We start from the raw sequence: 26,956 nt of genomic DNA on the forward strand, positions 1-26,956 counted from the left end.
ATGCGAGAGTGCAAGAGTGCAGTTCACGGCGTACGGCCTGCGATATCCAGCCGTTGGCTGAACCTGGCTCGGGTTCAGCGTTGTGTTCGGGTTGGCTGCTGGTTAACTAAAAAAGCGAACTGTAACCTCGCTTCGTTAGTTAACTCAACTTTTGACTAACCATCGAAAAACACAGGGGACGACCGATGCACAATAAAAAATTACCAGTGCTTTCAACCACCTGCTTAATGATGTTGCTGGGTTTTAGCAACACAGCCGCAGCAACCCAAGGCACCTTTCAAAACTTTCTTGATACCATGCGCGCTTTTGAATCGGGTATTGATCCGGCCAAAGCCGATTTCTACCGGCAAAAACTGGATTTACCGGTGTATAACTACGCCCGCGTCACGGCGCCTGGCAAAATTGTACGGGATCCGGTTACCGGTTCGATGATCCCGGAGCCGACCACCATCCGCGAGTTTTTCACCAAGCTTGGGGTGAATCATCTGTATGCTGAATATCCGCAGGATGAAGCGGCGATGTTCCGCACCATGCAGTATAACTCACTGAATGCCTGGGGTTTTATTGGCTATCAGTTAGGCGAGGCGGTGCTGATTTCGGCCGGTTATTACAGTCCGCGGCAAGTGCAGCTGGCCAACGAAAAACTCGATAGTTTTTATATTTTTATGCCCGACAGTACCTGGGCCAATGGCGTGAAACAAGCACGCTCCGAAATTCCGGGATCCGGCGGAAATTATATTCTGGCGACCGACACCAACTTATGGCTCGGTGAATTTGTCGGGAAAAACGGCGTTAGCAGCCTGAACGATTTACGCCTGCCGGACAAACAAGAAATGGTGATCCGCGATGTGATGCGGTTCAACTATGGCGTGATGACTGAACTACTGACCAAAGCCAATATGACCTGGGCGCAAGCGCTGGCCAAATCCTGGCCTGGTAAAGATGAACAAGGCAACAACATCACCATTCAGGCCACCATGTCCGGTTTGTTGGCAGCTGCGCATTTACGTGGCGCCTGGGGCACGGCCGATTTACTGACCAAAAACAATATCACCTGTGATGAACTTGGTACCTGTATCACCACTTATATCCACAAGTTTGGTGGTTTTCCGACTATTTTCGATACACCAGCCAATGATCTGATCAGCGGTAGTCCCTACAACGAAACCTTGACCGCGGGTTGGGGCAACGACGTGGTGGAAACCGGTGGTGGTAAAGATGTGATCCAGCTGAATCAATCCGCCGGTGGCAATACGTTGGTGAAAAGCTTTACCGTTGGTGACGATCGCATTTTGTTACGCGGCTGGACGGTTGCCAATCCGCTGGCGAATCTGATCGTCACCCAGGGGGCGAATGGCGCGACCCTTAATTTTGCCAACCAGAGTCTGGTGTTGGAGAATGTCAGTGCGGCGACAGTACTGGCCAATCCGGCGTCGGTGATTACGGCCGGCAACATTTATCCGTTGGCCTGGAGCGGCAAAAGTACCGTCAATGCCTTTAATCCGCTGGCCGATCAGATCCGCGGCACCGCCGGTATCGACTTTAAACATTTAAAAGCCTTTCAGGATAACGGCAGCTTGTTTATTGGCACCCAAGCGGCGGACGGTGGTATTTATTCCTGGATTGAGCTGAAGAACGTCAATCGCAGTCAGATCAATCCGGAGATGTTTGTTGATATTACCGGTAGTTATCAGCGGCTTGGTTTTACCGTGATGCTGAGTTATCAGAGCTGGGGCTGGGGTCAGACCAAAGTGGTCGATTATTTTAAAGCCGCCGATACAGTGATTAATTTAAGTGCTTTTCCCTACACTTTTTCGCAGCTGAAGCTCACGCAGGATGGCAGCACCACGGTGTTGAGTCTACACGGCGCCGGGGCGCAAGGGGACACCAAAACCCTCCGGTTGCTGAATACGCCCGTCAGCAGTCTCACCGCCGCCAATTTCTTTGGCTTAAAAGGGGGCAGTTTCAGCGACGTGACGATTGATGATCCGGCCAATGCCATCTACCACAGCGTGAACGTTAGCGTCAGTGGCAGTGGTGGTACGGTCAGCCCAGCCGGTGTACAGCAGGTGCGCGACAATACCAATTTAGCGCTGGTGATCACACCAAACAGCGGTTTTACCATCAAATCAATTCTGGTCAACGGTGTCGCACAAACGGTTAACGCCAATTTCAGCCTGGTGCAGGTGAAAGCCGCAGCCACTGTGGTGGTGAGTTTTGAGCAAGGTACTTCGAACGGTTGTACGTTACCGGTGTGGGAAGCGACCAAAGTGTATGTCGGTGGAAACAAAGTGCAATATCAGGGGTTTGAGTATACCGCGAAGTGGTGGACCCAAAACGAAACGCCGGGTATCGCCGGGGTTTGGACCAAGGGACCTGCTTGTTTATAAAGACTGGCGTTTGGAGCAAGAATTGTTTGTAAGGTAAAGAGTGCGATGTAGCAGCGTGCCGACTAGGCGATGAGCCGGTACGCTGCTTTTTTTATACCCCGAATTTTCAAGGATGAAGGGTGTATACCCAAAATCATTGAAGATTCGGGTAGGCGACGAGAGAGTGAGACCCCAGGAGCATAGCTGTTCTATGTGACTGGGGCGAATGAGCGAAGGCAACAACCCCGAATTTTCAAGGATGAAGGGTATATCAGCCCTTTAAAAACTCAGGCGCCAACGTCAGCTCGTCATTTTTATTCACGCCAACACCACGGTCGATGACGTTTTTAGCGATTTGCTTCGCTTCGTCCAGTGAATGCATTTCATAAGTACCACACTGGTACACATTTAATTCCGGGATTTCGGATTGCAGTTGCACTTTTAACACATCAGCCATCGCCGCTTGCCAGCTGTTGGCGACCCGTTGCTCGTCTGGCGTGCCAATCAGGCTCATATAAAAACCGGTGCGGCAACCCATTGGTGAAATATCGATAATTTCTACGCCATTGCCATTTAAATGATCCCGCATAAAACCGGCGAATAAATGCTCCAGCGTGTGGATGCCTTTTTCCGACAGGATTTCCTGGTTCGGTACACAAAAACGCAAATCAAAGACGGTGATGGCATCGCCTTTTGGTGTGGTCATGGTTTTGGCCACCCGCACAGCCGGTGCTTTCATAATGGTGTGGTCAACGGTAAAGCTGTCTAGTAATGGCATGAGTGAAATTCCTGCGTGAGTATAAATAAAAAACCAGATAATTAGATTATACAGAGCTACGCCCGTTCAGGTGAATTGGTTTTTATCCTCTTCATCCTGCTGTTGCCCTGATTGAGGTGCCGCTACACATTTAATGGTCATAAGGGGCATTTGGCGGCAAAAACTGCGGTCAAAGGCCAAAAAAGTCACTTTAACTGCAAAAAACAAAAAATTTTGTTGGAATAACCTTGAATCGATCAGGGATTAGCCCCATTAACCGGTCAACACAATTTTAATTGTTCAGAATCAAAAGCGGAGTACAGTTATGGGTAGAATTATTGGTATTGACTTAGGTACAACAAACAGCTGCGTGGCCATTTTAGACGGCGACCAACCTCGCGTTATCGAGAACGCTGAAGGTACCCGTACCACGCCTTCTATCATCGCTTATGCTGAAGATGGCGAAGTGTTAGTGGGCCAGCCGGCAAAACGCCAGGCAGTGACTAACCCAAAAAATACCTTATTTGCAATCAAACGTTTAATCGGCCGTCGTTTTGAAGACGCTGAAGTGCAACGTGACATCAAAATCATGCCTTACCAAATTGTCAAAGCTGACAATGGTGATGCCTGGGTTGAAGTCAAAGGCAAAAAATTAGCAGCACCGCAGATTTCTGCTGAAGTGCTGAAAAAAATGAAGAAAACAGCTGAAGATTACCTGGGCGAGCCAGTGACTGAAGCGGTGATCACAGTACCAGCCTATTTTAACGATGCACAGCGTCAGGCCACCAAAGACGCTGGTCGTATCGCAGGTTTAGAAGTTCGTCGTATTATCAACGAACCTACCGCTGCTGCCCTTGCATACGGCATGGACAAGAAAAAAGGCGACACCAAAGTTGCAGTGTATGACTTAGGTGGCGGTACTTTTGATATCTCTATCATCGAAATCGACGATGTGGATGGCGAGCAAACCTTCGAAGTGTTGTCAACCAACGGTGACACCCACTTAGGTGGTGAAGATTTTGACTCACGCGTCATTAACTACTTGGTTGACGAGTTCAAAAAAGAGCAGGGCATTGACCTGCGTCACGACCCACTGGCGATGCAGCGCTTAAAAGAAGCCGGTGAGAAAGCGAAAATTGAACTGTCTTCAGCGTCACAAACCGAAGTGAACCTGCCGTACATCACTGCGGATGCAACAGGTCCAAAACACTTAAATATCAAAGTAACCCGCGCCAAGCTGGAATCTTTGGTAGAAGATTTAATTCAACGCACCATTGAGCCGTTAAAACAAGCGCTGAAAGATGCTGACTTGTCAGTGGGCGACATTAACGACATCATTCTGGTTGGCGGTCAAACGCGGATGCCTAAAGTGCAGGAAGCGGTCACAGCTTTCTTTGGCAAAGAGCCACGTAAAGACGTGAACCCGGATGAAGCAGTAGCTGTAGGCGCAGCGATTCAGGGCGCGGTACTGTCAGGCGATGTGACAGACGTATTACTGTTAGACGTAACACCATTGTCTTTAGGTATCGAGACCATGGGTAGCGTGATGACGGCGCTGATTGAGAAAAACACCACCATCCCAACCAAGAAGTCACAGACGTTCTCGACTGCGGATGATAACCAGGCGGCCGTGACTATTCACGTGTTGCAAGGTGAACGTAAACAAGCTTCAGCTAACAAATCGCTGGGCCAGTTTAACTTAGAAGGTATTCGTCCGGGACGTCGTGGCGAGCCACAAATCGAAGTGACCTTCGACTTAGACGCCGACGGTATTCTGCATGTGTCTGCCAAAGATAAAGACACTGGCAAAGAGCAGAAAATCACGATTAAAGCCTCTTCAGGTCTGACCGATGAAGAAGTGGAACGCATGGTACGTGATGCCGAGTTGAACGCCGAAGAAGACAAAAAGTTTGAAGAGATGGTGCAAACCCGCAATCAGGCTGATGCGCTGGTTCACGCCACCCGCAAACAAGTCGAAGAAGCTGGTACTAACTTAGCGACTAACGACAAGCAAGAAATTGAAGCGGCGATCAGCGCTTTAGAAACTGCGATCAAAGGCAGCGACAAAGCAGAAATCGAAGCCAAAACTCAGACTCTGATGCAGGCAGCGCAAAAACTGCAAGCAGCACAGCCAGGCCAGGCACAACCTGGTTCAGCTGACAACGCCAAAAACGCCGGTGACGACGTGGTTGACGCTGAGTTTGAAGAAGTAAAAGACAAATAATGATTGTTCAGATGAAGCCGTATCTTTAAGATGCGGTTTCTACTGGCTTGACACTAGAGCGACCGCCCCGGCGGTCGTTTGTCTATCCCCTAAATGATTGAAGTTGTAGCGCGGCGACAAAATGAGCGAGGCCCCAGGAGCATAGTTACCTATGTGACTGGGGCGAGCGAATGAAGGCAACAAAGCTACAGCTTCAAGGATGACGGGGATATCCGCTCACCCAACATGAAGCAGCATTATGTCAAAGCGTGATTATTATGAAGTGCTCGGTGTCGCCAAAGGCGCCGATGACAAAGAAATTAAAAAGGCCTATAAACGCCTCGCAATGAAGTATCACCCGGATCGGACTCAGGGTGATAAAGCATTGGAAGAAAAGTTTAAAGAATTACAAGAAGCCTACGAAGTGCTGTCGGACGATCAGAAAAAAGCAGCTTACGATCAATACGGCCATGCTGGCGTAGATCCAAACCGCGGTGCTGGTGGTTTTGGTGGTGGCAACGGCGATTTTGGTGACATCTTCGGTGACGTGTTTGGCGATATTTTCGGTGGTGGTCGTCGTGGTGGTGGTCAATCGCGCGCGCAGCGTGGATCAGATTTACGCTACAACCTGGAAATGAATTTAGAAGACGCTGTTCGCGGCAAATCAGTCGACATTAAGATCCCAACTTGGGTTGGTTGTGACGTCTGTGACGGTTCTGGCGCGAAAAAAGGCACTCAGGCCAAATCCTGTCCAACCTGTCATGGCGCTGGTCAGGTCACGATGCGTCAAGGCTTCTTTGCCGTGCAACAAACCTGTCCGACTTGTAGCGGTCGTGGCAAGATTATTCCGGATCCATGTACCAAGTGTCATGGCGAAGGCCGCGTCGAAAAAACCAAAACTCTGGCAGTTAAAATCCCGGCTGGTGTGGATACCGGTGATCGGATTCGTCTGACCGGCGAAGGCGAAGCGGGCATGCATGGCGCGCCAGCAGGCGATTTATATGTGCAGGTGCATGTGAAAGATCACCCGATCTTCGTGCGTGACGGCAATAACTTGTCTTGTGATGTACCGATCAGCTTCAGTATTGCTGCTTTAGGCGGCGAAATTGATGTGCCAACGCTGGATGGCCGGGTCAAACTGAAGATCCCAGCTGAAACCCAAACCGAAAAAATGTTTCGGTTACGGGGTAAAGGTGTGCAATCGGTCCGTGGTGGTGGTGTCGGCGACTTAGTCTGTAAAGTGGTTGTGGAAACGCCAGTCAACTTGTCTGATAAACAAAAAGACTTGTTACGTCAGCTGGATGAAAGCTGGGGCGGTGACAGCGAAGCCAAACACCGGCCAAAATCAAAAGGCTTTTTTGATGGTGTGAAAAAGTTCTTTGATGATTTAACCGGTTAATACCTTTAGATACCGCCAGCTGATGCTGGCGGTGTTGTTTTGAGCGCTATAAACTGGTTAATAGCGTTTTATCCGATCGAACTGAAAAAAGGGATCCTGATGTTCAAATCTTCTTATGCGTTAATGACAAAACTCACCCTGGCGGTGACCACAGTACTGATGTTGGGCTCTTGTGCTGAATCACCAACCGGCCGCCCGCAGTTGATGTTATTTGATAACACCCAGGTTAACAAAATGGGCATTCAGACCTTTGAAGAGCTGAAGACCAAAACACCAATCAGCAAAGATAAAAAAACCAATCAATATGTACAGTGTGTGGCGCAAGCCGTATTAAAAGTTACACCGCAAAAGTACCAGACCAATCCATGGGAAATTGTCGTTTTCGAAAGTGATCAGGTGAACGCTTTTGCGCTGCCGGGTGGCAAAATTGGCGTTTATACCGGTTTATTGCTGGTGGCTGAAAATCAACATCAGTTAGCCGCAGTCATCGGCCACGAAATCGCCCACGTCATGGCCGGCCACTCCAACGAGCGGTTATCCAGCAACCAGGCTATTTCTACGACCTTAGGCGTCGCCGATGTGGCGCTTGCAGCGATGAACACCCAATATAAAGCTGAATTGTCCAGCGCTTTTGGTTTAGGCGCACAAGTCGGATTAGTGCTGCCTTTTAGCCGGGTCCATGAAACCGAAGCCGACGTGATTGGCCTCGATTTAATGGCCAAAGCCGGTTTTGAACCAGAGCAATCGGTTGCACTTTGGCAAAACATGGCCAAACAAGGCAGCGGCGGCACCCCACAAATTTTATCCAGCCACCCGGTGCCAGAAAACCGGATTAAGAAACTGCAAAAAGATATGCCTTCAGCATTAGCTGCTTATCAAGCACGGCAGGCGCAGGGGGGGTTGCCCCGTTGTAATAAGTAACGTTTCTGACAACGTTTGGCCGTTTTTTGCTTTGGCGTATGTTTTGGCTGATAACGTCGAAAGTAGGGCGTACTCACCCGAAGGGTAGTACGCCGGAATTTGTTGTTTGGCAGCAAATGGCTGTTTTAAAAAGCGTTTCGCCTGTGGCGAGTTTCTTTCTTTTGCTTCGCCAAAAGAAAGAAACCAAAGAAAAGGCGACCCCGGATCGCTCGAAAGCCCGGAAGTTTGTCTCGATTTTGAGGCAACTGCGCAAACTCGCGATTTGCTAACGTCAAATCGCTCAGACAGTGCGCAGTTTTAAAACCTCAAAACCGGCCAAACCCCCGGCTCGCTTTACGGGGACAACAGCGGATGTGCACCTATTTTTTGCCTGCACACAGCGGGAAGTGGCGATAGGCAAGAGTTGGAAGTAAGAGATTGCGTAATTTAGTGACAAAAAAGACAACACAATAATCATAAACTTGGTGAGCGTAATGGAAAATTACATGTTGATTGCTTTGATTTTTTGGGGGGCCTGTGGGATCGGTTCTGCAATTGCTGCCGCCAATAAAGGTAGAAATTCTGTTGGTTGGTTTTTTATCGGTTTTTTGCTCGGTCCTGTTGGATTATTGGTTTCTTTGATAATTTCTAGCGATAACACTCAAATCGAGTTTTCAGCTATTCAAAGAGGCGAATGCAAAAAATGCCCTGATTGTGCTGAGACAATAAAATTTGAAGCGATTAAATGTAAGCATTGTGGTTATGTATTTTCATCTCAGAACGATAGCGTCAGAGCGCAACCAAAGCCTTTTCCTTTACATTATGAAGTTTGGCAGGGGAACTGGGCCAATGCAGTTGATTTAATTGACCAAGGCGCTGATGTAAATGAAAAAAATCTAGACGGCAGGACTCCGTTAGAACTAGCAAAAATGAGAGGAGACAATTTAATTATAGAGATGCTTACCTCAAAAGGAGCTCTCGAAAATTAAGTTGAATTTTTCTTCTAGTTAGAATGTTTGCCGATAGCTCTTGCTCTTAGTCCCCGTAAAGCGAGCCGCTTTAAAATCGACGGTTTGAGGTTTTAAGCCGACAACTGTCTGAGCGGTTCGACGGTAGCGAACCGCGAGTTTTGTCGGCGCCTCAAACTGTTGATTTTATTGCGGGCTTTCGAGCGATCCGGGGTCGCCTTTTCTTTGGTATCTTTCTTTTGGCGAAGCAAAAGAAAGATACTCGCCATAGGCGAAACCTATGCAACAAGGGCGTTGCTCACAAACCTCGCCGTAGGCGAAACCTATGCAACAAGGCTGTTGCCAAAACAACAAGCTTTGTGCGAAACCATCTAAGAAAACACTCTTCTAGTTCCCGAAGTTCATCTTATTGGCAGTCGCCAAATCCAAAGCCATCAGTTGTCGCTCATCCAGCATCAGCGTATGCTTTACACGTCATACATGTCTTGCGGAGGCTTTATGTTATCGCTTCGATTAAGTACTGAAATTGAAGAACGACTGGCCAAACTGGCTGATTCCACTGGTCGCACTAAGTCCTTTTATGCCAAGGAAGCGATTTTGCGCTATCTGGATGAAATGGAAGATACCTATATCGCTCTAAGCCGCCTGGAACAACCGGGTAAACGTATCAGCATGGATGCCGTGGAGCGCGAGCTTGGTCTGGACGATTGAGTGGGACGAGCGGGCTGTCAAAGAGTTAAAGAAACTCGATAAGCAAATACAGCGGGATATTCTCCATTACCTGAAAAGTCGTATTGCAACAGATGAATCTCCACGCAGATTCGGTAAAGCTTTATTAGGCGATAAGGTAGGGCTGTGGCGCTATCGGGTGAAAGACTACCGCATAATCTGCCTGATTGAAGACGGCAACTTGGTGGTGCTAGTGCTGAAAACCAGCCACCGCAAAGAGGTCTACGATTAAAAGTCAGTCTTTCAGGCAAAATGTGCTTTTGCTTTTGGTCCCCGTAAAGCGGGCTTTCGAGCGATCCGGGGTCGCCTTTTCTTTGGTATCTTTCTTTTATTCGCCACATCCATGTGGCTCACCCCTTCGGGGCCAGCTAAAGCTGTTCAACATTGCTCCTGCAATGTTGTGGCGAAGCAAAAGAAAGATACTCGCCATCGGCGAAACCGATGCAACAAGGGCGTTGCAAAAAAACTCACCAACGGCGTTATGCAAAAAAGGCCAATCTGATGGCCAAATCAGCAAAACCGCCTATTTGCGTCCAAATATAACGAACGCCAAAGCCACAAACGCCAAAATAAAACAATAATAACTCTGCGTCACCACATCCCATGGCGATAAGCCAAAGCTCGCGCCGAGCAATAACGCCTGTGCGCCATAAGGCACCAAGCCCTGGCTGATACAGGAGAAAATATCCAGCAGGCTGGCGCTGCGTTTTGGGCTGATATTGTGATGTTCGGCTAAGTCTTTACTGACGTCGGCGGCTATCACAATGGCGACGGTGTTATTGGCGATACAAAGATTGCTGATAAACACCAAAGCAGCGATGGCCAGTTGTTGGGCTTTGTTGCCAGCCAGCGCTAATTTGTTCGCTGCAGCGGCGATATGGCCTGCAATCCAGGCCAGGCCGCCTTGTTGTTTGACGAATTCGCCTAACGCGCCGACAAACATCGATAACAGGAAAATTTCCTGCATGCTGCCAAAGCCTTTAAAAATATCTTTGCCCAGATTGGCAACCTGATAATCCGCGAACAGCACGCCCTGCAATGCCGCAAGCACAATCCCCAGCAATAACACCGCAAATACGTTCATTCCGGCCAGCGCCAAAATTAAAATAGCGGCGTAAGGCAACACTCCGGTCCAGCTGAAATCTTTGACGCTGACCACAGTATCGGTGGTCGCCAGACTGGCAAACAGGATCAGAGTCAATAGCGCAGCAGGCATCGCAATTTTAAAGTTTTCGCGAAATTTATCTTTCATTTCAGCACCCTGAGTACGGGTTGCTGCAATAGTGGTATCCGAGATAATCGACAGATTGTCGCCAAACATCGCGCCACTGAGCAGCGCGCCTGCCACTAATGCCGGTTCAATACCGGCTTGTTGTGACACGCCAACCGCAATCGGCGCCAGCGCGCCAATGGTGCCCATCGAGGTACCCATCGCTGTAGCGACAATCGCAGAAATTAAAAAGATCCCGGGGAGCAGCAGACTCGCCGGCACCAGGCTTAAACCGGCATTCACCACGGCATCAACACCACCGGTGGCTTGTGCGACCGTGGCAAAAGCGCCGGCCAGCAGGTAAATAATACACATGGTGATGATATTGCTATTACCAGCACCTTTAATCAGTAAATCAATGCTTTGCGTCAGTGGCGCCCGGTTGAGCCATACGGCCAGCACTAAGGCCGGAATAATGGCTACCGGCCCTGGTAACTGATAAAAAGCATAAGCCACGCCCTGACTTTGCAGGTACAGGCCAGTGCCCAAAAACAACAATACAAACAGCAATAACGGCAATAACGACAGTTTTGCCTGCTGTTGGTTAACTACATTCATTCAATCACTCCATCATAAATTCGGTATGCATGGCTTTACATTTATTATGCTGATTTAGCGGCTTTGCATATAACGTTGCGGAATATAAAGACGTCCAGAAGTCCTGTCAAATAACTTTCCGTTATGACTTAGCAGTTATGACATCGCAGCTATCAGCCAGCCGCCAATCATCTGCTATACCCAAAATCATTGAAGATTCGGGTAGGCGGCAACTGAGCGAATCCCCAGGAGCTTAGCTGTTCTAAGTGACTGGGGTGAGCGAAGGCGGCCAACAACCCCTAATCTTCAAGGATGACGGGTATATGCGTTACATTAGCAATTTACATAATACTGAGCCAAAGCGGTTGATTTTCTGTAATTGAACGCCATATTCAGAGCCAGTACCCGGCTGCCGGTTTGATCCAACAGCTTGCGGTAAAACGTAGTCAGGCCAGCCAATTACCTCAGCCAGCGGAGTCTTTATGTTTAACTTTTCTTATCAAAACCCTACCCGGATTGTGTTTGGCGAGGGTCAAATCAGCCAGTTGGCGACCTTAGTACCCAAAGGTGCCAAAGTTTTGCTTACCTACGGTGGTGGTTCGATTAAGCACAATGGCGTGTATCAGCAGGTGCTGCAAGCCTTGGCCGGTTTTGAAGTCGTTGAGTTTTCAGGGATTGAGCCAAACCCATCTTTTGAAACTTTACTCAAAGCAGTTGAACTGGTGAAAGCCGAAAACATTACTTATTTGCTGCCGGTCGGTGGGGGCAGTGTGGTCGACGGCACCAAATTTATTGCCGCTGCGGCGCTGTTTGAAGGCGATCCGTGGGACATTCTGGCGAAAAAAGCGCCGGTAACCCAAGCGATGCCGTTAGGTTGTGTGTTAACACTGCCGGCCACCGGCACTGAAAGTAATGGCAACTCCGTCGTCACCCGTTACAGCACTCAGGAAAAATTGTCGTTTGCCAGCCCGCTGGTGTATCCGCAATTTGCAGTGTTGGATCCGACCGTCACCTTTAGTCTGCCGCCAAAACAAGTGGCCAACGGCGTAGTCGATGCCTTTGTGCATGTAATGGAACAATATATGACCTATCCGGTCAACGCTGCGGTGCAAGACCGGTTTGCCGAAGGTTTGCTGCTGACGTTAATCGAGCAAGGCCCACTAGCGCTCAAAGATCCGCAAAATTATGATATTCGCGCCAACGTGATGTGGGCGGCAACGATGGCGCTGAATGGTCTGATCGGGCAGGGCGTGCCGCAAGATTGGGCCACCCATATGATTGGTCATGAACTGACAGCTTTATATGGCCTTGACCATGCACAGACACTGGCGATCGTATTACCGGCGCTGTTACAGCAACAACGTAGCCAGAAACGTGCCAAGCTAATCCAATATGGCCAACGGGTGTTTAACCTGCAACATAGCGATGAAGAGCGGTTGATTGATGAAACCATCGCTCACACCCGCGCTTTCTTTGAACAGATGGGCGTGCCAACGCGGATGGCCGATTACGGCATCAAAGCCGATGCGGTGGATGCTTTGGTAGCGAAACTGGAACAGCACCGGATGTTTAAACTTGGTGAGCATGGCGATATTACAATTGATGTGTCACGGCAAATTTTGACCGCCGCGCTTTAATCGGTTTTGGTACTTCACAGCAAAAGCCCGGAGCAAAGTTCTGGGCTTTTTCGTCAGGGCTGGTCAGCCCCTAGCCGCAGCGGGTATGATGTGCGCCATTTCTAAACATTCAACAGCGATTTGAAGATGAGCGCATCTCAAACCCCAATTCTGGTGGTGCTTGCCGCAGGCATGGGCAGCCGCTTTGGTGGCGATAAACAACTGGCTGTGCTGGGCTCTACAGGCCGCACTCTATTGCACTTTAGTGTGCTGGATGCTTATGCCGCCGGTGTGCGAACCTTGGCATTGGTCGTTCGGGAAAACATTATTGCGGCGCTTCAACAACAGGTATTGCCGTATTTTCCGTCAGATTTGACCGTGCAGCTGGTGCTGCAAAATCCTGCTGATTTGCCGGTTGCCGATGTGGATATTAGCCAGCGGCAAAAACCCTGGGGCACCGCACATGCGCTGTGGTCAGCGAGACAATTTCTGGCGCAGCAGCCGTGTATTGTGATTAATGCCGACGACTATTACGGCCACACCGCGATGCAGCAATTGGTGCAGCATTTCGCCACGACCCAAGCCGAATGGGCAATGGTCGCCTTTCCACTGCTAAAAACTCTATCAGCCCATGGTGGGGTGAATCGTGGCATTTGTCAGGTCAATGCTGGGTATTTGCAAGCAGTGACAGAAATGATTCAGATTAAACAGCACGAGCAGCAATTTAGCGGTATTGATCTCAATGGTGATTCGATCGGACTGGACGCAGCACAAGCGGTTTCGATGAATATCTGGGGATTTACCCCATCCATAGTGCCGGCGCTGGCGCAGGCGCTTTGTAGCTTTTTAGCTCAGCAGCCGGATCCCAAGGCAGAATGTTATTTGCCTGCAGTGGTCGACAGCAGCTTACAGCAAGGGCAAAAACTTCGGGTTTATTTGTCGCCGGACAGCTGGTTTGGGGTGACATATCCGGCTGATTTGGCCGAAATAGTCGAATACTTTCAGCAGCAAAGCTCCTGACAACCTTTAACTAAAGGTGGATTTTTGCCTTGAGCAATCACTGTTTTTTCATTTTTAGCAGGCCGGATTTTTTATATGACGACAGAAAATGCAGTAACTTCAGCAGCAAATATCAAAGCGCATCCGCTGGTCACAGCTCAAGTGCTGGCGGACTATCAATTACCGGCAGACACCCATATCAAAGCTTTTGGCAACGGTCATATCAACAAAACCTTTTTATTAAGTGCTGCCGATAAACGACTGATTTTGCAACAAATTAACACCTCAATTTTTCCGTCGGCGGCCGATCTGGTACAAAACGCGCTGAAAATTGAGCGGCACTTATTGGCGAAACAACAACAAGGTTTATATCCGCTGCAAATCCTGCAGCAACAGGCCAAAGCCGATGGCAGTTATCTGGCGGGGGACGCTCAGGATTTAAGGGCACTGCAATTTATCGATCATGGTAGCAGTATCGAAGTGGTTGAATCGCCAGCCCAAGCTTTTGCCGCAGCATTCACTTTTGGCCAGTTTGCGGCGGCGCTGGCTGATTTTGACGCCAGCTCGCTGGTCACGGTATTACCGGATTTCCATAACCTCGGCATGCGTTTTTCCCAGCTGCAAGCTGCCATCGCCGCGAATAAAGCTGGCCGCCTGGCAGAGTGTCAGCCGCTGGTCGATTTTTGTCTGGCGCAACAAGGTTTGGTCGATGAGCTTGCCGCTTTATGCCCGGCCTTACCGCTACGCGTCTGCCATAACGACACCAAAATCAATAACATGCTGTACTGCGCTGAGCAAGGTCGTGGCATTGCCGCCATCGATTTAGACACTTGCATGCCAGGCTATTGGCTGTTTGATTTTGGCGATATGGTGCGTACTTGTTGTTCACCTGAAGCCGAAGATTCATTAGATACTGATAAAGTGCGGATCCGGCCAGAAATTTTCAAAGCACTGGCTGAAGGTTATTTGCAAGGGCTCGCCGGGGTGATTACACCGGCCGAGCAGCAGTCATTGCTGCTTGGAGCCAAAGTGATGTGCCTGATGATTGGTATTCGCTTTTTAGCCGATCACCTGAATGGCGATGTCTATTTCGCTATTAAGCGCAGCGACCACAACCTGCAACGGGCGCAGAATCAGATCCGCTTGTATCAGGATTTAATCGCGCAGCAACCGAAGCTTGCTTCATATTTAGACTGAGTAGCACCATTAGTAAAAAGGTAATCGCATGACATCTATCGGAATTTTTGGTGCCAATGGCCGGATGGGCCGCGCGCTGGTGACAGTTGCCACTGAGTTGCAAGGCCGTGAGTTGCAAGGCAATGAAAAATCAGCACAAAAACTGCAACTGACCGCAGCCACAGTGCGCGCCGGTTCTTCGCTGATTGGCGTGGATGCCGGAGAACTCGCCGGTTGTGGTAAAAATGGTCTGAAGCTCACAGAAACAGCACTTAGCTCGGTGCAGGCAGCTGAGGTCTGGATTGATTTCACCATGCCCGAAGCGATGCTGGCGCAGTTGGCGCTGGCCGTTGCCGCCAAAAAAGCCATGGTGATTGGCGTCACCGGTTTGTCGGACGCGCAATATGCCCAAGTACAGGCAGCCAGCAAAATTATCCCAATTGTCTGGGCGCCCAATATGAGCGTGGGCGTGAATTTGTTGCTACATCTGGTGCAAACCGCCGCCAGAGTGATGGGGCAGAGCGCCGATATCGAAATTATTGAAGCGCATCACCGTTTTAAAAAAGATGCGCCAAGCGGCACCGCGCTGGCGATTGGCACCAGTATCGCCAAAGCCATTGGTCGTGACTTAAACGAATGTGCGGTTTATGGCCGCGAAGGCATCACCGGTGAGCGCGACCAGCAGACCATTGGCTTTGCCACAGTGCGTGGTGGTGACATCATTGGCGACCACACGGCACTGTTTGCCGACCTTGGCGAACGGCTGGAAATCACGCATAAAGCGTCGAGCCGCAGTACCTTTGCCCAAGGTGCCATGCGTGCAGCATTGTGGTTGCAAAATAAGCAGCCCGGACTTTATTCTATGCAGCAAGTGCTGGGTTTAGCCGACTTAGCTTAGGTTTTTGAGCAATTGTCTGCAAATTTGCTGCAAAACCGTTATTTTTATAATTTATCAAAAAAGGATTAGACCAAATCCAGCAAATGGCCTAAAATACTGCGGTTTGCCTGAACGGTCTGCTGACGATGAACCACTGGTGAAAAAGTTACCAGCGTTTTAAAAGTCAACAGTATCGCGGCAATAAAGAGTACACAAATTTTGGTCAGAACGGGTTGTAAAACATTGTCAGTTTTCGCCCGTTTTTTGCTGTTTGGAGGTTACCTTGACTAAGTCCGCCCTGCTCGTACTGGAAGACGGCACCGTATTTCGCGGTACAGCCATTGGCGCTGAAGGTGTTTCAGTTGGTGAAGTGGTGTTTAACACTTCGATGACGGGATATCAGGAAATTTTGACCGATCCGTCGTACGCTGAGCAAATGGTCACGCTGACCTATCCCCACATTGGTAATACCGGCACCAATGATGAAGACGAAGAATCCGGTAAAGTTTGGGCCAAGGGCCTGATTATTCGTGACCTTCCTCTTCTCGCCAGCAATTTCCGCAATCAACGTTCTCTTAGTCAATATCTCAAAGATCACCACATTCTTGGCATCGCCGACATCGACACCCGTAAACTGACCCGTATTCTGCGCGAAAAAGGTGCTCAGAACGGCTGTTTAATGGCGGGCGATATTGACGAAGCCAAAGCTTTAGAGCTGGCGCGCAGCTTTCCTGGCCTTTCTGGGATGGATCTGGCGAAAGAAGTCACCGTATCAAAAGCTTACGAATGGAATGAAGGCAGTTGGGCTTTAGGCGAAGGTCATCGCCAAGCACCAGAGTCGAAGTTTCACGTCGTTGCCTACGATTTTGGTGTGAAACGCAATATTCTGCGCATGTTGGTCGACCGTGGCTGTAAATTAACCGTGGTTCCGGCCAAAACTTCGGCTGCGCAAGTGCTGGCAATGAACCCGGATGGCATCTTCTTATCAAATGGTCCTGGTGATCCGGCGCCTTGTGATTACGCCATTAAAGCCATCGAAGAATTCCTGAAAACCGATATTCCGGTGTTTGGTATTTGCTTAGGCCACCAGTTACTGGCGCTGGCCAGTGGTGCAAAAACGCTGAAAATGAAATTTGGTCACCACGGTGGTAACCACCCGGTGCAAAACCTCGACAACAAAAAAGTGCTGATCACCGCGCAGAACCACGGTTTTGCAGTTGATGAAGCGACGATGCCGGCCAATTTACGGGCGACGCACAAATCATTGTTTGACGGTTCACTGCAAGGTATTCATCGCACGGACAAACCAGCGTTCAGCTTCCAGGGTCACCCTGAAGCCAGTCCGGGACCGCATGAAGCCTCTGAATTGTTTGACCATTTTATCGATTTGATGACCCAAGCTAACGCGAAATAAGCCAGGAAAAGAGACGAGATATGCCAAAACGTACTGACCTAAAAAGTATTCTGATCCTTGGTGCCGGCCCGATTGTCATCGGCCAGGCTTGTGAATTTGACTATTCAGGCGCCCAAGCCTGTAAAGCGCTGAAAGAAGAAGGTTACCGGGTGATTCTGGTCAACTCGAACCCAGCGACTATCATGACCGACCCTGAAATGGCCGATGCGACTTACATCGAACCTATTCACTGGCAGGTGGTAGAAAAAATTATCGCCAAAGAACGGCCATGTGCGGTGTTACCGACCATGGGCGGTCAAACGGCGCTGAACTGTGCGCTGGAACTAGAGCGTCACGGTGTACTTGCTAAATACAATGTTGAAATGATTGGCGCCACCGCCGATGCCATTGATAAAGCTGAAGATCGCGGTCGCTTTGATAAAGCGATGCGCTCGATTGGTCTGGCTTGTCCACGTGCCGGTTTTGCCCATTCAATGGAAGAAGCTTACGGCGTACTGGAAACCATTGGTTTCCCTTGTATTATTCGCCCATCTTTTACCATGGGTGGCTCAGGCGGCGGTATTGCTTACAACCGTGAAGAATTTGAAGAAATCTGTACTCGTGGCCTCGATTTATCGCCAACCAAAGAGTTGTTGATTGATGAATCACTGATCGGCTGGAAAGAATATGAAATGGAAGTGGTGCGGGACAAAAATGACAACTGCATCATTGTCTGCTCGATTGAAAACTTCGACGCCATGGGCGTGCATACCGGTGACTCGATCACCGTCGCGCCTGCTCAAACCCTGACTGACAAAGAATACCAAATTATGCGCAACGCCTCTTTGGCAGTGCTGCGTGAAATTGGTGTCGAGACCGGTGGTTCAAACGTGCAGTTTGGCATCAACCCGGTGGATGGCCGGATGGTGATCATTGAGATGAACCCACGGGTATCGCGCTCATCAGCGTTAGCGTCAAAAGCAACCGGTTTCCCGATTGCTAAAGTGGCCGCTAAGCTGGCGATTGGTTACACGCTGGACGAACTGGCCAACGATATTACCGGTGGTCGCACACCGGCGTCGTTCGAGCCAAGTATCGATTACGTCGTAACTAAAGTGCCACGCTTTAACTTCGAGAAATTTGTCGGTGCCAACGATCGCTTAACCACCCAGATGAAATCAGTCGGTGAAGTGATGGCGATTGGCCGTAACCAGCAGGAATCACTGCAAAAAGCGTTACGTGGCCTGGAAATTGGTGTCAGTGGTCTGGATCCAATCATCGATTTAAATGCGATTGATGCTAAAGAAAAAATCACCCGCGAACTGCGTGAACCAGGTTCTCACCGGATTTGGTACATCGGTGATGCTTTCCGTTTTGGCATGAGCATGGAAGAAATTTTCAAGCTGACCAATATCGACCCATGGTTCCTGGTGCAGATTGAAGACTTGATTAAAGAAGAAGCTGCGGTCAAAGCAGGTGGTTTCGCTGGTTTAGATCATGCCCGTTTAACGGTATTAAAGCGCAAAGGTTTTGCTGATAAGCGCATCGCTGAATTACTGGGCGTCGCTGAAGCCGAAGTGCGCAAAAAACGCCACGGTTATGGCCTGCATCCGGTGTATAAACGTGTTGATACCTGCGCCGCAGAATTCGCTTCTGATACCGCTTATATGTACAGCACTTATGATGAAGAGTGTGAAGCGGCACCGACTAATCGCGATAAAATCATGATTATCGGCGGTGGTCCAAACCGCATTGGTCAAGGCATCGAATTCGATTATTGCTGTGTGCATGCGGCGTTAGCGCTGCGCGAAGACGGTTACGAGACCATTATGGTCAACTGTAACCCGGAAACAGTTTCGACTGACTACGATACTTCCGACCGTTTGTACTTCGAGCCAATTACGCTGGAAGACGTGCTGGAAATCGTGCGTAAAGAACAGCCAAAAGGCGTGATCGTGCAGTACGGTGGGCAAACACCACTGAAATTAGCCCGCGCTTTAGAAGCCAACGGCGTGCCAATTATTGGTACTTCGCCGGACGCGATCGACCGTGCTGAAGACCGTGAGCGTTTCCAGCAAGCGGTTGAACGTTTAGGCTTAAAACAGCCAAAAAACGCGACAGTCACCAGCTTAGAAGAAGCTATTACCAAAGCGCCGGACATCGGTTATCCAATGGTGGTTCGCCCGTCTTACGTACTGGGTGGCCGCGCCATGGAAATCGTTTATGACGATCAGGATTTACGCCGTTATATGACCGAAGCGGTCAGCGTCTCCAACGATTCGCCGGTGCTGTTAGACCGTTTCCTGGATGATGCGATTGAAGTGGATATCGATGCGATTTGTGACGGTACCGAAGTGATTATCGGTGGCATCATGGAGCACATCGAACAAGCTGGCGTGCACTCAGGCGATTCAGCCTGTTCCTTACCACCCCATAGCCTGAGCAAAGAAATTCAGGACGTGATGCGTGATCAAGTGAAAAAGCTGGCGCTGGAACTGGGTGTCGTTGGTTTGATGAACACGCAGTTTGCAGTAAAAGACAACGAAGTGTATCTGATTGAAGTCAATCCACGCGCTGCGCGCACCGTACCATTTGTGTCCAAAGCGACCGGCATGGCGGTGGCGAAAGTGGGCGCCCGTTGTATGGCTGGCCGTTCGCTGGCCGAGCAGGGGATTACGCAGGAAATCATTCCACCGTATTTCTCGGTAAAAGAAGTGGTGATCCCATTTAACAAGTTCCCGGGTGTTGACCCGTTACTTGGCCCTGAAATGCGTTCAACCGGTGAAGTGATGGGCGTGGGCGAAACGTTCGCTGAAGCTTTTGCTAAAGCCGAGTTAGGCGCTGGCACCTTAATTCCGACCGGTGGTCGTGCTTTACTTTCAGTACGGGATAGCGATAAAGTGCGCGTAGTTGAGCTGGCAAAGACCATGTTGGCGCTTGGCTTTGAACTTGATGCGACTGGCGGTACTCATAAAGCGCTGGCAGCAGCAGGGATTGAATGCCGGGCCGTCAATAAAGTGTTTGAAGGCCGTCCGCATATTCTGGACCGGATTAAAAACGGTGAATACAGCTATATCGTCAACACCACTGAAGGTCGCCAGGCCATTGAAGACTCTAAAGTCTTACGCCGTGGCGCGTTACAACACAAAGCAAATTACACCACCACACTGAACGCAGCTTTTGCCACTTGTAATGCCAATTCGGCTAATGCATTTGCCAATGTCAATTCAGTGCAGGAGTTACACAAGAGAGTAAACGGATGAGTCAAATCCCTATGACAGTTCAGGGTGCGCAAGCGCTTCGTGACGAACTGCATGAGTTAAAAAGCGTCAAACGGCCAGCCATCATTCAGGCGATTGCTGAAGCTCGCGCGCATGGCGATCTGAAAGAAAACGCTGAGTACCACGCCGCGCGTGAAGCTCAGGGTTTTTGTGAAGGTCGGATCCAGGATATCGAAGCCAAGCTTTCGAATGCCCAGATCATCGATATCACCAAGCTGCCAAATAGCGGCAAAGTGATTTTCGGTGCCACTGTCACCATTTTGAATCTGGACACAGAAGAAGAAGTGACTTATCAGGTGGTTGGTGATGATGAAGCCGATATTAAAAACAACCGCATTTCGGTTAATTCGCCAATCGCCCGTGGTTTGATTGGCAAAATTGTCGAAGATGTGGTGAATATTAATACGCCAAGCGGTATTGTTGAGTTTGAAATTACCGACGTGAAGTATTTGTAAGCGCCCTTTCGGTATGAAAAAAGCGACTTCGGTCGCTTTTTTTATAAGTACTGTTTGGATGCGAAGTCGGAAATCCCGTAGTCCAGCAACAATGCACACTTTTGTTTCACTGCCCGGCAAGTTATGCTGCAATTTCAGGGGAGTTCCGATGAAATACAAAAAACCATATCAGCTAGCCTTAGAGCAGCGGACTGTGATTCTAAGGGCACAAGGCGTTTCCACCTTATTGTCAGCACAGGATTTAGCCCTCGACTATCAAAAGCTGGTGGTGCCAATGCTTGATGAAAAATGGGGACTATTACTGGACATTCGCCAATGGCAGCCCAGTCCGCAACCGGTTTTTGAAGTATTACGGCAAATTGTCAGCTGGAGTTATGAGCATAACTTGCGGCAGGTTGATCTGATCCAACCGAATGATCCGCTGTTATTGTGGCAATATCTGAAGTCGACCGATGTAACACGGCCTGATGATGTAATACGGAATATTCATGATGATGAAACCGTAGCGCGCCTGAGTTTACAGGCGGCTGGTTATCTGGCGTAATGCTGTCTGGTCAGGCGCTGCTTAACCGCGTGGCAGAACCAGTTTTTTCTCTTTCGCAGCGCGGTATAGCACTAAAATATGGCCGATGGTCTGCACTTTGTCAGCTTTGGCTTCACGCACAATCGCATCCATCACCGCAACTTTTTCTTCCCGGTCAATGCTCGGGACTTTGACTTTGATCAGTTCATGATGCTCCAGTGCCAGATCAATTTCTGCCATCACACCTTCCGTCAGACCATTACCGCCTAACAGGATGATTGGCTTTAATTCGTGCGCTTTTGCTTTTAAAAACTGCTTTTGTTTGTTAGATAAACTCATTTGTGGACTTTTTCCATTGGGAAAGCTTGAAATTACCATATTGTACCGCCATCTTGCATGGAAGACCATTTAAGAGTAGTTCCATGACCAAGAAAAAACGTTCTGCCAGTTCATCCAGATGGCTGCAGGAACATGTAACCGATCCTTTTGTCCAAAAAGCGCAAAAATTAGGTTTACGATCACGCGCTTCTTTTAAGCTTGACGAGATTCAGGCAAAAGACAAGTTAATCAAACCGGGGATGACCGTGGTTGATTTGGGCTCCGCACCGGGCAGTTGGTCGCAGTTGGCGGCTGAGATGGTGGGTACCGAAGGTTGTGTCATTGCCTGCGATATTCTGCCGATGGATCCACTGGCTGGCGTTGCCTTTTTACAAGGTGATTTTCGCGAAGACGCGGTACTCAACGCCTTACTTGAGCGTATTGATGGTCGCAATGTCGATGTACTGTTGTCTGATATGGCGCCGAATATGAGTGGTAATGCCACTGTCGACCAGAGCCGTAGTATGTATCTGGTGGAGTTAGCGCTGGAAATGTGTGGCAAAGTATTGAAGAAAAATGGCAGTTTTGTGGTCAAAGTATTTCATGGCGACGGTTTTGATCAGTACGTCCTGGACGTACGTAATGTATTTAGCACTGTACGGATCCGCAAGCCCGATTCGTCGCGTTCACGTTCGAGCGAGACTTATATCGTGGCGACCGGCTTCAAACTCTAGTAAAGTAGCAACAGAAGCATTTTCTGGTAATAAGAGGTTATGACCTTGAGCGACATGGCAAAGAATTTAATGGTTTGGTTGGTGATCGCCGTCGTATTAATGACGATGTTCAACAGCTTCAGTCCCACCGATCGCACCGAGCGACAAACCAGCTATACCCAATTTATCTCCGATGTGAAATCAGGTCAGGTCCGCGAAGTGAAAGTGGATCGTACCGGCGCTGTCACTGGCGTGAAACGTGATGGTTCAACTTTTCAAACGGTGATCCCGGGCGGCTACGATGATGGTCTGCTAAAAGACCTGATTGAAAACGGCGTTGATGGCACCGGCGTGCAGCCTGAAGAAGGCAGCTTACTGGGGCAGATTTTCATTTCCTGGTTCCCGATGTTGTTATTGATTGGCGTCTGGATTTTCTTTATGCGCCAGATGCAAGGTGGCGGTGGCAAAGGCGCAATGTCCTTTGGTAAAAGCCGCGCCCGTCTGATGGGCGAAGACCAAATCAAAACGACTTTTGCGGATGTTGCCGGTTGTGACGAAGCCAAAGAAGAAGTGTCTGAGCTGGTCGATTATTTAAAAGACCCATCACGTTTTCAAAAACTGGGTGGCCGTATTCCAAAAGGCGTGTTGATGGTTGGCCCGCCGGGTACAGGTAAAACGTTACTGGCCAAAGCCATTGCTGGCGAAGCCAAAGTTCCATTCTTTACGATTTCTGGTTCAGACTTTGTCGAGATGTTTGTTGGTGTGGGTGCCAGCCGTGTGCGCGACATGTTTGAACAAGCGAAAAAAGCTGCACCGTGCATTATCTTTATCGATGAAATTGACGCCGTTGGCCGTCAGCGTGGCGCCGGTTTAGGTGGTGGTCATGACGAACGTGAACAAACCTTAAACCAGATGCTGGTTGAAATGGATGGTTTTGATGGTAACGAAGGCATCATCATTATTGCTGCAACCAACCGCCCGGATGTTCTGGATGCTGCATTACTGCGTCCTGGTCGTTTTGACCGTCAGGTGGTTGTTGGCTTGCCAGATGTGCGTGGCCGTGAACAAATTCTGAAAGTTCACATGCGTAAAGTGCCATTAGCTGACGACATCAAAGCTAGCGTGATTGCCCGTGGTACCCCAGGCTTTTCAGGTGCAGACTTAGCAAATTTAGTCAACGAAGCTGCGTTATTCGCCGCCCGTAATAATCGCCGTGTGGTGAGCATGGATGAGTTTGAAAAAGCCAAAGACAAGATCATGATGGGCGCTGAACGGCGCTCGATGGTGATGTCTGAAGCTGAAAAAGAGATGACCGCTTATCATGAAGCTGGCCATGCCATCGTTGGCTGTCTGGTGCCTGAGCATGATCCGGTGCATAAAGTAACCATTATTCCGCGTGGCCGTGCATTAGGTGTGACCTTCTTTTTACCAGAGGCTGATGCCATTAGCGTCAGTCGTCGCAAACTGGAAAGTAAAATTTCAGTCGCGTACGGTGGCCGTCTGGCAGAAGAGCTGATTTATGGCGGTGAAGCGGTTTCGACCGGCGCTTCACAAGACATCAAATACGCGACCTCGATTGCCCGCAACATGGTGACACAATGGGGCTTCTCAGAAAAACTGGGCCCATTGTTATATGCCGATGAAGAAGGCGAAGTGTTTTTAGGCCGCAGCATGGGTAAATCCAAGCAAATGTCTGATGAAACTGCCAGCCTGATTGATAACGAGATCAAGTCGATCATCGACCGCAACTATCACCGTGCAAAAGACATGATCGAACAGAATATGGACATCCTGCATGCGATGAAAGAAGCGTTAATGCAATATGAAACCATTGATTCTAAACAAATCGAAGATTTGATGGCACGCCGTGAAGTGCGTCAGCCTGAGCATTGGGAACCAAAAGATAAAAAGCCTGGAGCTTCTGATGGTGACAATACTGAATCTTCAGGTCCGGTTGTTGACGACAAACCTGCAGAAAGCCATAGCAGCTGATTTATAAGCTGACATTTTAAAGTAAAAATAAAACCCCGGCTTCGTCGGGGTTTTTTCTTCTGGAATATGAATCGTCAGCGACATCAATCTAAAAAAACATGATTATCAACTGCTGCGAACATCCTGCTTTTGATAGTTATAGTCCCCCGCAATAACCCGCATTTTTAAAGTGAGGTCACCATGAAGCTCGTGTTACCGCGGCAGCGTGAATTAAATTTAGAACGTTGCAAATTGATGGCCATTTTAAATATCACCCCGGATTCATTTTCCGATGGTGGTAAATTTGTTGGTGTTGATGCCGCACTGCGGCAAGTCGCCACTATGTTGGTCGATGGCGCAGATATTATTGATGTCGGTGGTGAATCCACCAGGCCGGGCGCCGTGCTGGTGCCACTGCAGCAGGAATTAGACCGGGTGCTGCCGGTGATTGAACTCATTCGGCGCGAATTTGACACGGTTATTTCTGTGGACACTTACAAAGCAACAGTGATGACAGAAGCTATCGCCGCAGGTGCCGATATCATCAATGATATTAAAGCGTTGCAAGAAGAAGGTGCGCTCGCTGCGGCGGCAAAACTACAAGTGCCGGTGTGCCTGATGCATATGCAAGGCCAGCCTGACTCAATGCAACAAGCGCCGCGATATCAGGATGTCATCACTGAAGTCAGTCAGTTTTTACAAGCGAGGGTCCAAGCTTGTGTCGAGGCGGGGATTGCGCCTTCGCAACTGATCCTCGACCCTGGATTTGGCTTTGGCAAAACCTTAACGCACAACTACCAGCTGCTGGCTCGTTTTGGTGAGCTGCGCAGCAGTGGTCTACCGGTTCTGGCTGGAATGTCGCGTAAGTCTATGATCGGACAATTACTTAATCGGAATACCTCAGAACGTTTGGCAGGCAGTATTGCCTGTGCCACAATAGCCGTTATGCATGGAGCCCGCATCATTCGCGCCCATGATGTCAGAGAAACCGCAGATGCAATCGCGGTGGCGCAAGCGACTTTTTTTGGAGAACAAGTATGAGCAGGAAGTATTTTGGCACCGATGGTGTACGTGGACGGGTCGGCGAGTTTCCTATTACCCCAGAATTTGCAATGAAGTTAGGCTGGGCCGCCGGTCGGGTACTATCACAACGTGGCACTCGTAAAGTATTGATTGGTAAAGATACCCGTATTTCTGGTTACTTGTTGGAAACCGCTCTGGAAGCGGGATTGATTGCCGCAGGTATCGATGTTCGTTTGTTAGGGCCGATGCCAACGCCTGCCGTATCATATTTAACTCATACCTTCCGCGCTGAAGCAGGCATTGTGATCAGTGCGTCGCACAATCCGTATTACGACAACGGCATTAAGTTTTTTTCGGCCAATGGCAGCAAGCTGGATGACGAAATTGAACGCGCCATCGAAGCCGAATTAGAGCAGCCGATGGTGTGCGAGACGTCCGAAAAACTCGGTAAAGCACAGCGGATTGAAGATGCATCCGGTCGTTATATTGAGTTTTGTAAAAGCCATCTGCCAAAACATATGTCATTAAGCGATTTTAAAATTGTGCTCGATTGTGCCAACGGCGCGACTTATCACATCGCCCCTAATGTATTCAAAGAACTTGGCGCCGAAGTACATACGATTGCTTGTAGCCCGAATGGCCTGAATATTAACGAAAAATGCGGCGCGACTCACACCGATGCCTTGCAACAAGCAGTAGTCGAATTGGGTGCTGATTTAGGCATTGCCTATGACGGCGACGGCGATCGCGTCATGATGGTTGATCACACCGGTCGGCAGATTGATGGTGATGAAATTATCTATATGCTGGCCCGCTCTGCAAAAGAACGCAACCGCTTAACCGGCGGCGTTGTGGGTACGCTAATGAGTAATATGGGTCTTGAATTAGCCTTGGCTGAGCTGGGTATTCCGTTTGCACGCAGCTCAGTGGGCGACCGTTATGTGATGGAAATGCTGATCGAAAAAGGCTGGCGGATTGGTGGTGAAAACTCCGGTCATGTGCTGAATCTTGATCACGCGGGTACCGGCGATGGCATTATCGCCTCGTTACAAGTGCTGGCTTCGATGATTGATACCGGATTATCGTTAGCAGATTTAAGCCATGGCATGACTAAATTGCCGCAAGTACTGGTCAACGTCAAATTTGAAAAAGGCACTGCGCCTTTAGAAAATTTGCATGTGAAGGAAGTTATTGCTGGTGTTGAAGCTGAACTGGCTGGTCAAGGCCGGGTTTTGATCCGAAAATCAGGCACTGAACCGTTAATTCGTGTAATGGTAGAAGGAAGGGAACAGCAGCAGGTACAGGATTTTGCCGATAAAATCGCGGCCGCTGTGAAGTTGGCTAGCTGATTAAGCTGCGCCAATCTCAATATTCAGCAGAGCATTTAGCATAGCACTTAGCATAAAACGCTGGCTTTTTCTGGCCCGATGCAAGTGACGTTTTCAGGTGAGTAACCGCGTTTTTTTGCGGTTGTCTCTT

General features: G+C 49.2%; 23 protein-coding genes. 20 read left to right on the top strand and 3 right to left on the bottom strand.

Annotated elements, in window-relative coordinates; genetic code table 11:
- The first annotated feature begins 185 nt into the window (after nucleotides 1-185).
- On the top strand, nucleotides 186-2,390 hold the full coding sequence (locus EOE67_RS10415) for a carbohydrate-binding protein (RefSeq protein ID WP_127699028.1): 2,205 nt from the start codon (nucleotides 186-188) through the stop codon (nucleotides 2,388-2,390).
- Nucleotides 2,391-2,640: 250 nt separating this feature from the next.
- On the opposite strand, the gene luxS is transcribed toward EOE67_RS10415, so the two are convergent.
- On the bottom strand, nucleotides 2,641-3,147 hold the full coding sequence (gene luxS / locus EOE67_RS10420; protein WP_127699029.1) for an S-ribosylhomocysteine lyase: 507 nt from the start codon (nucleotides 3,145-3,147) through the stop codon (nucleotides 2,641-2,643).
- A 304-nt stretch (nucleotides 3,148-3,451) separates the two neighbouring features.
- Between luxS and dnaK the strand changes: the two genes are divergently transcribed.
- The 7 genes from dnaK (at nucleotide 3,452) to EOE67_RS10455 (ending at nucleotide 9,557) form a co-directional block, all read left to right on the top strand.
- On the top strand, nucleotides 3,452-5,350 hold the full coding sequence (dnaK, locus tag EOE67_RS10425; protein ID WP_127699030.1) for a molecular chaperone DnaK: 1,899 nt from the start codon (nucleotides 3,452-3,454) through the stop codon (nucleotides 5,348-5,350).
- Between the two features lie 238 nt (nucleotides 5,351-5,588).
- Nucleotides 5,589-6,728 carry a molecular chaperone DnaJ gene (gene dnaJ / locus EOE67_RS10430; RefSeq protein ID WP_068060222.1) on the top strand — a complete coding sequence of 380 codons (1,140 nt, stop codon included), beginning with the start codon at nucleotides 5,589-5,591 and terminating at the stop codon, nucleotides 6,726-6,728.
- Between the two features lie 99 nt (nucleotides 6,729-6,827).
- On the top strand, nucleotides 6,828-7,649 hold the full coding sequence (locus EOE67_RS10435) for a M48 family metallopeptidase (protein ID WP_240652780.1): 822 nt from the start codon (nucleotides 6,828-6,830) through the stop codon (nucleotides 7,647-7,649).
- Nucleotides 7,650-7,755: 106 nt separating this feature from the next.
- Complete coding sequence (locus tag EOE67_RS10440) at nucleotides 7,756-7,950, top strand: hypothetical protein (RefSeq protein WP_164852289.1); 195 nt, start codon at nucleotides 7,756-7,758, stop codon at nucleotides 7,948-7,950.
- Between the two features lie 184 nt (nucleotides 7,951-8,134).
- The gene (locus EOE67_RS10445) at nucleotides 8,135-8,617 is read left to right on the top strand and encodes a zinc ribbon domain-containing protein (RefSeq protein ID WP_164852290.1); all 483 of its coding nucleotides are present in this window, start codon (nucleotides 8,135-8,137) and stop codon (nucleotides 8,615-8,617) included.
- Nucleotides 8,618-9,094: 477 nt separating this feature from the next.
- The gene (gene relB / locus EOE67_RS10450; protein WP_127699033.1) at nucleotides 9,095-9,307 is read left to right on the top strand and encodes a type II toxin-antitoxin system RelB family antitoxin; all 213 of its coding nucleotides are present in this window, start codon (nucleotides 9,095-9,097) and stop codon (nucleotides 9,305-9,307) included.
- Complete coding sequence (locus EOE67_RS10455; RefSeq protein WP_127699034.1) at nucleotides 9,291-9,557, top strand: type II toxin-antitoxin system RelE family toxin; 267 nt, start codon at nucleotides 9,291-9,293, stop codon at nucleotides 9,555-9,557. The genes relB and EOE67_RS10455 overlap by 17 nt, the downstream gene beginning before the upstream one ends.
- 291 nt (nucleotides 9,558-9,848) lie before the next feature.
- On the opposite strand, the gene EOE67_RS10460 is transcribed toward EOE67_RS10455, so the two are convergent.
- A complete protein-coding gene (locus EOE67_RS10460) occupies nucleotides 9,849-11,153 on the bottom strand; it encodes a Na+/H+ antiporter NhaC family protein (RefSeq protein ID WP_127699035.1) in 1,305 nt (434 codons plus the stop codon).
- 461 nt (nucleotides 11,154-11,614) lie between these two features.
- Here EOE67_RS10460 and EOE67_RS10465 point away from each other — a divergent pair, with 461 nt between their 5' ends.
- From EOE67_RS10465 to EOE67_RS10500, 8 genes are all read left to right on the top strand, one after another.
- The gene (locus tag EOE67_RS10465; RefSeq protein ID WP_127699036.1) at nucleotides 11,615-12,769 is read left to right on the top strand and encodes an iron-containing alcohol dehydrogenase; all 1,155 of its coding nucleotides are present in this window, start codon (nucleotides 11,615-11,617) and stop codon (nucleotides 12,767-12,769) included.
- 126 nt (nucleotides 12,770-12,895) lie between these two features.
- Nucleotides 12,896-13,768 (top strand): nucleotidyltransferase family protein, encoded by an 873-nt coding sequence (locus EOE67_RS10470; RefSeq protein ID WP_127699037.1) that lies wholly within the window; start codon nucleotides 12,896-12,898, stop codon nucleotides 13,766-13,768.
- Between the two features lie 75 nt (nucleotides 13,769-13,843).
- Nucleotides 13,844-14,944, top strand: a complete 1,101-nt coding sequence (locus tag EOE67_RS10475; protein WP_127699038.1) for an aminoglycoside phosphotransferase family protein — start codon at nucleotides 13,844-13,846, stop codon at nucleotides 14,942-14,944.
- A 28-nt stretch (nucleotides 14,945-14,972) separates the two neighbouring features.
- Complete coding sequence (dapB, locus tag EOE67_RS10480; protein WP_127699039.1) at nucleotides 14,973-15,821, top strand: 4-hydroxy-tetrahydrodipicolinate reductase; 849 nt, start codon at nucleotides 14,973-14,975, stop codon at nucleotides 15,819-15,821.
- Nucleotides 15,822-16,083: 262 nt separating this feature from the next.
- On the top strand, nucleotides 16,084-17,214 hold the full coding sequence (carA, locus tag EOE67_RS10485) for a glutamine-hydrolyzing carbamoyl-phosphate synthase small subunit (RefSeq protein WP_127699040.1): 1,131 nt from the start codon (nucleotides 16,084-16,086) through the stop codon (nucleotides 17,212-17,214).
- 20 nt (nucleotides 17,215-17,234) lie between these two features.
- A complete protein-coding gene (gene carB / locus EOE67_RS10490) occupies nucleotides 17,235-20,456 on the top strand; it encodes a carbamoyl-phosphate synthase large subunit (protein ID WP_127699041.1) in 3,222 nt (1,073 codons plus the stop codon).
- Nucleotides 20,453-20,929 carry a transcription elongation factor GreA gene (greA, locus tag EOE67_RS10495; RefSeq protein WP_127699042.1) on the top strand — a complete coding sequence of 159 codons (477 nt, stop codon included), beginning with the start codon at nucleotides 20,453-20,455 and terminating at the stop codon, nucleotides 20,927-20,929. Before carB ends, greA begins: the two co-directional genes overlap by 4 nt.
- Nucleotides 20,930-21,077: 148 nt before the next feature.
- On the top strand, nucleotides 21,078-21,473 hold the full coding sequence (locus EOE67_RS10500) for a hypothetical protein (protein ID WP_127699043.1): 396 nt from the start codon (nucleotides 21,078-21,080) through the stop codon (nucleotides 21,471-21,473).
- A 21-nt stretch (nucleotides 21,474-21,494) separates the two neighbouring features.
- Here the strand turns inward: EOE67_RS10500 and yhbY are convergent, their stop codons facing one another.
- Nucleotides 21,495-21,791, bottom strand: coding sequence for a ribosome assembly RNA-binding protein YhbY (gene yhbY / locus EOE67_RS10505; protein WP_127699044.1), 297 nt, complete (start codon nucleotides 21,789-21,791; stop codon nucleotides 21,495-21,497).
- A gap of 83 nt (nucleotides 21,792-21,874) precedes the next feature.
- Between yhbY and rlmE the strand changes: the two genes are divergently transcribed.
- The 4 genes from rlmE (at nucleotide 21,875) to glmM (ending at nucleotide 26,826) form a co-directional block, all read left to right on the top strand.
- Complete coding sequence (gene rlmE, locus EOE67_RS10510) at nucleotides 21,875-22,504, top strand: 23S rRNA (uridine(2552)-2'-O)-methyltransferase RlmE (RefSeq protein ID WP_127699045.1); 630 nt, start codon at nucleotides 21,875-21,877, stop codon at nucleotides 22,502-22,504.
- A gap of 54 nt (nucleotides 22,505-22,558) precedes the next feature.
- Nucleotides 22,559-24,475, top strand: coding sequence for an ATP-dependent zinc metalloprotease FtsH (ftsH, locus tag EOE67_RS10515; protein ID WP_164852291.1), 1,917 nt, complete (start codon nucleotides 22,559-22,561; stop codon nucleotides 24,473-24,475).
- 180 nt (nucleotides 24,476-24,655) lie between these two features.
- Nucleotides 24,656-25,495: a dihydropteroate synthase gene (gene folP / locus EOE67_RS10520; protein WP_127699046.1), complete on the top strand. Its 840-nt coding sequence runs from the start codon at nucleotides 24,656-24,658 to the stop codon at nucleotides 25,493-25,495.
- Nucleotides 25,492-26,826 (top strand): phosphoglucosamine mutase, encoded by a 1,335-nt coding sequence (gene glmM / locus EOE67_RS10525; RefSeq protein WP_127699047.1) that lies wholly within the window; start codon nucleotides 25,492-25,494, stop codon nucleotides 26,824-26,826. The genes folP and glmM overlap by 4 nt, the downstream gene beginning before the upstream one ends.
- The last annotated feature ends 130 nt before the right edge of the window (nucleotides 26,827-26,956 follow it).

This window comes from Rheinheimera riviphila (assembly GCF_004005945.1).
GTDB classification, from domain to species: domain Bacteria; phylum Pseudomonadota; class Gammaproteobacteria; order Enterobacterales; family Alteromonadaceae; genus Pararheinheimera; species Pararheinheimera riviphila.

Bases quoted from the DNA above. Each gene is read 5' to 3' on its own strand.
- rlmE (WP_127699045.1), top strand. From the start codon at position 21,875: ATGACCAAGAAAAAACGTTCTGCCAGTTCATCCAGATGGCTGCAGGAA.
- EOE67_RS10415 (WP_127699028.1), top strand. From the start codon at position 186: ATGCACAATAAAAAATTACCAGTGCTTTCAACCACCTGCTTAATGATG.
- yhbY (WP_127699044.1), bottom strand. From the start codon at position 21,791: ATGAGTTTATCTAACAAACAAAAGCAGTTTTTAAAAGCAAAAGCGCAC.
- folP (WP_127699046.1), top strand. From the start codon at position 24,656: ATGAAGCTCGTGTTACCGCGGCAGCGTGAATTAAATTTAGAACGTTGC.
- EOE67_RS10460 (WP_127699035.1), bottom strand. From the start codon at position 11,153: ATGAATGTAGTTAACCAACAGCAGGCAAAACTGTCGTTATTGCCGTTA.
- EOE67_RS10435 (WP_240652780.1), top strand. From the start codon at position 6,828: ATGTTCAAATCTTCTTATGCGTTAATGACAAAACTCACCCTGGCGGTG.
- glmM (WP_127699047.1), top strand. From the start codon at position 25,492: ATGAGCAGGAAGTATTTTGGCACCGATGGTGTACGTGGACGGGTCGGC.
- greA (WP_127699042.1), top strand. From the start codon at position 20,453: ATGAGTCAAATCCCTATGACAGTTCAGGGTGCGCAAGCGCTTCGTGAC.
- dnaJ (WP_068060222.1), top strand. From the start codon at position 5,589: ATGTCAAAGCGTGATTATTATGAAGTGCTCGGTGTCGCCAAAGGCGCC.
- EOE67_RS10500 (WP_127699043.1), top strand. From the start codon at position 21,078: ATGAAATACAAAAAACCATATCAGCTAGCCTTAGAGCAGCGGACTGTG.
- ftsH (WP_164852291.1), top strand. From the start codon at position 22,559: ATGGCAAAGAATTTAATGGTTTGGTTGGTGATCGCCGTCGTATTAATG.
- carB (WP_127699041.1), top strand. From the start codon at position 17,235: ATGCCAAAACGTACTGACCTAAAAAGTATTCTGATCCTTGGTGCCGGC.
- EOE67_RS10465 (WP_127699036.1), top strand. From the start codon at position 11,615: ATGTTTAACTTTTCTTATCAAAACCCTACCCGGATTGTGTTTGGCGAG.
- EOE67_RS10475 (WP_127699038.1), top strand. From the start codon at position 13,844: ATGACGACAGAAAATGCAGTAACTTCAGCAGCAAATATCAAAGCGCAT.
- EOE67_RS10470 (WP_127699037.1), top strand. From the start codon at position 12,896: ATGAGCGCATCTCAAACCCCAATTCTGGTGGTGCTTGCCGCAGGCATG.
- dapB (WP_127699039.1), top strand. From the start codon at position 14,973: ATGACATCTATCGGAATTTTTGGTGCCAATGGCCGGATGGGCCGCGCG.
- dnaK (WP_127699030.1), top strand. From the start codon at position 3,452: ATGGGTAGAATTATTGGTATTGACTTAGGTACAACAAACAGCTGCGTG.
- relB (WP_127699033.1), top strand. From the start codon at position 9,095: ATGTTATCGCTTCGATTAAGTACTGAAATTGAAGAACGACTGGCCAAA.
- luxS (WP_127699029.1), bottom strand. From the start codon at position 3,147: ATGCCATTACTAGACAGCTTTACCGTTGACCACACCATTATGAAAGCA.
- EOE67_RS10445 (WP_164852290.1), top strand. From the start codon at position 8,135: ATGTTGATTGCTTTGATTTTTTGGGGGGCCTGTGGGATCGGTTCTGCA.